The sequence below is a fragment of the uncultured Prevotella sp. genome (assembly GCF_946407605.1).
In the GTDB taxonomy this organism is placed as follows: domain Bacteria; phylum Bacteroidota; class Bacteroidia; order Bacteroidales; family Bacteroidaceae; genus Prevotella.
On record NZ_CAMJOS010000072.1, the window covers coordinates 1 to 3437 of the forward strand.

The following is a 3437-nucleotide window of genomic DNA, read 5'->3' on the forward strand; positions in this document are numbered from 1 at the left end:
AGTAATGATAAAGAAACAGATATCCATTTTAATGGCAGTGATGAGTGGCCTGAGCCAACCTCTGTCTGCGCAATCCCTATTTCATCGCATTGATAGTACCGTTGCATCCCGCTACTATCACATGCGTGGCATTGATACAACGTATATCTCGCGGCCAACGACCAAATGGACCATCTCGGCACGGATGAATGTGTCGGGTACAACGATTAAGACTGAGGGTATGGATAATGGTCGGCATTTCCTGTCGGAGATGAAAGCCGACAGAAAGGCTACACTGAGCCTGGGTGTCAGCTATCTCGGAGTCTCACTCAGTGCTTCTCTCAATCCAGCAAAGTTGATGGGTAAGTACCGTGACTATGAACTGAACTTCAACAGCTACGGCCGACGTTTCGGCTTCGATATCGTCTATCAAGACGCCAAAAACTTCTCAGGCTGGCACGACCACGAAGGGATGGAACGTATCGAACTGCCTGACGGTTTACTATCAGTAAAAACATTAAACATCAACGCTTTCTATATCTTCAACAGTCGTAAATTCTCCTATCCTGCGGCCTTTTCACAGAGTTATATCCAGCGACGTTCCGCTGGTAGCTTCTTATTGGCTGTCTCAGGCCAGGGACAGCGCGCTACACTCGAATGGGAAAAGGAGATGAATCTCAAGATGACGAACATCGGTATCGGCGCAGGCTACGGTTACAACTACGTACCCGGACAAGGCTGGCTGCTACACATCTCTGGCCTGCCAACGTTCATCGTCTATAGCAAAACATCGATGACCTTCGGTGACGATCGCATACCTTTACACTACCACTTCCCAGAAGTCATCATCACAGGTCGAGGATCCGTAGTACGACAATGGGGCAACAAGTTTCTGGGCCTGTCGATGGTATTCAACTTCACCAACATCGGCAATAAAGAGAGTCTTACCGTTCATAACACCAAATGGCTCGTACGTACATTCTTTGGCTTACGGCTGGGCAAATAACAGGACACACTATTTCCCTAAGAACTCGCTGGGAGTAAGCCCCGTGATGCGCTTGAAGAGACGAGTAAAATGGTGGGGGAAATCGAATCCGAGCAGGCGGGAGGTCTCGCTGATGTTGTGACCCTGCATCAACAGACTTTTCGCCTGATTGATAACGTAGTTGTGGATGTAGCCAATAGCTGTGCCACCAGTTGCCTTGTGGACAATATCGCCAAAATAACGAGGCGAATAAGCCAGTTCGAAAGCGCACCAAGCGACGGTAGGCAAACCCTGCATCAGCTGACGGTTCTCACGAAAATAGGTTTGAAGCAAGTTGTGAAAGCGCTTCAGCAGGTCAGCCTCTCCCCTGTCCTCTTCGAAAAGCTGGCGCTGATAGATACGATTACAGTATTCCAGTATCAGGTGCAGATAGCCAAGCAGCACATTTCTCAAAGACGGGGAGTCCTCGTGTGTCTGCAACTCTTGTCGCATCTGGGTCACCAGTTGCGTGATACAGAGCCATTCGTCGGGCTCCATGCGCAGCGAACCATCAAAGAAATACGAGAAGAACTGATAGCGGTCTATCTGGCGTTCCAGTTCAGTGCCGTGCAACAGTTCAGGCGACCACAGCAATACCCAACCACACAACGAGATACGCTCGCCATTGTCTTCCAATCCGCCTATCTGTCCTGGTTCTACAGCTATGATGGAGGCATCGCTTACCTGCAGCGTCTTCATACCGTAAGAGAGCGTATTGGGAAACTGTCGCTGGATGAACAGACCATACACGCCATAGTTGTTCAGGCTATGACGGAAGGGCGCCAGCTCGTCATAATGAATGATGCTGATTAATGGGTGCAACACTGGTGCATCCACAAAACGAGCATAGTCGTTAGGACAATCAACCTTCAAAATTTTCCTCATATCGGGAACAAAGATACACAAAATAATCTAATAATGGTAGAAAATTGATACTTTTTTTGCACTTTCTGCGAAATTGGTATATAATCAGCCAATTTGTGTAACACATATATAATATAATGTGCGTACCTTTGCACCCATACGGTACCAAAACCGTAGTACAAGTACTGTAGGATAATCATTAAGAATAATTGAAAAGTGAAAGCTAAAGCATTATTGCTGGGTCTTATGATAGCAGCAAACGGTTTTGCTCAGGGCGTGATTGATGTGCACTCGCACATCATCACACCTGAGTTTGTGTCTTCGCTCGAAAATGAGGGACGACTGATGGACGAGGGATTTCCCTTGCCGAAGTACGATGTGGAGAATCATCTCAAGTGGATGGACGAGGCTGGTGTCGAGATATCAGTATTGACATTAGCAGCACCTCAGCCATCGTCAGCTGAGGTGGTGAGGAAAACCAATGAGGCTGCCGCCCGCATCAAGAAGGAGCACCCAGGCAGATATCTTTTCTGCGCTGCCCTACCCCTGCCCGATGTTTCGAAAGCCATTGAGGAGGTGAAGTATGCACTCGACGTACTAAAGGCCGATGGCATCAAGTTGGCTACTAACATTGGTGGACAGTATCTTGGCGCACCAGAACTCGATACGCTTTTCTCGGTCTTGAACGAGCGTAAGGCAGTGGTAATCCTACATCCCCATCGCCCTGAGCCAGTGAACAAGCAGGTGATGCAGCAGACACCGCTCGCCATGCAGGAGTATCTCTCGGAAACTACCCGTGCCGTATCGAATATGATCAGTCGCAACGTATTGGCTCGTTATAATAATATAAAGGTCATTGTGCCCCATTGCGGTGCTTATCTGCCTTTGGCTATCCCTCGTATGAAGTCATTGACTCCCGTGATGCAGGCCAACAAGATGGTGGGCGAGATTGACTACGAGGCCAACCTCCGAACCCTCTACTACGACCTTGCAGGGGCACACTCTCCCGAGGTCATCCGCATGCTGCTCACTATCACCACGCCCGACCACCTGCTCTACGGCTCCGACTATCCATACGTCGCACCGCAGGTGCTCACACAGAGTCTGGCGAGGATGAAGGACTATCTCTCGAAAGAACCCGATCTGGCACCATTCCGCGAGATGATTCTCTACCAGAATACCAATCAACTTTTTAAATAACAGATGTATATGAAAAGAATATTGTTTTTCGTTTGCATCATGCTTACATTACTAAGCACAGAAACAACAGCAAAGACACTTGTAGTGTACTATAGTTACACAGGCAACAGCCAAGAGATAGTAAACACACTGACCAGTCAGATTACGGCTGACCAATTGGAGATTCAGCCCGCAGAGAAAGGACTTAGGTATGAGGCGAACAACTATGCCTTGGGTACGCAACTGCTGAACGCCATTAAGGCGAATCCCAACGATGCAAGCAGTTATCCTGCCATCGACCCAGTGACTGTCAGTATCGATGATTACCAAAATATCGTTCAACAAAGTTAAAATTATCAGATGAAAAGAATAGTAACATTTATAATAGCAG

4 protein-coding genes are annotated in these 3437 nt (G+C 47.9%); 3 read left to right on the top strand and 1 reads right to left on the bottom strand.

Features of this window, described 5'->3' with window-relative positions; all coding sequences use genetic code 11:
• Positions 1-985: DUF4421 family protein (locus Q0R57_RS14595; protein ID WP_294749220.1), on the top strand; the 985-nt coding region annotated here is incomplete at its 5' end.
• 9 nt (positions 986-994) lie between these two features.
• Here the strand turns inward: Q0R57_RS14595 and Q0R57_RS14600 are convergent.
• A complete protein-coding gene (locus tag Q0R57_RS14600) occupies positions 995-1888 on the bottom strand; it encodes a response regulator transcription factor (protein ID WP_294749222.1) in 894 nt (297 codons plus the stop codon).
• A gap of 195 nt (positions 1889-2083) precedes the next feature.
• Here Q0R57_RS14600 and Q0R57_RS14605 point away from each other — a divergent pair, with 195 nt between their 5' ends.
• Together Q0R57_RS14605 and Q0R57_RS14610 are read left to right on the top strand one after the other, a co-directional pair.
• On the top strand, positions 2084-3067 hold the full coding sequence (locus Q0R57_RS14605; RefSeq protein WP_294749224.1) for an amidohydrolase family protein: 984 nt from the start codon (positions 2084-2086) through the stop codon (positions 3065-3067).
• Positions 3068-3106: 39 nt separating this feature from the next.
• Positions 3107-3397: a hypothetical protein gene (locus Q0R57_RS14610; protein ID WP_294749226.1), complete on the top strand. Its 291-nt coding sequence runs from the start codon at positions 3107-3109 to the stop codon at positions 3395-3397.
• Positions 3398-3437 lie beyond the last annotated feature (40 nt).

Coding starts and splice junctions, on each gene's coding strand:
- Q0R57_RS14600 (WP_294749222.1), bottom strand. CDS start 1,888: ATGAGGAAAATTTTGAAGGTTGATTGTCCTAACGACTATGCTCGTTTT.
- Q0R57_RS14610 (WP_294749226.1), top strand. CDS start 3,107: ATGCTTACATTACTAAGCACAGAAACAACAGCAAAGACACTTGTAGTG.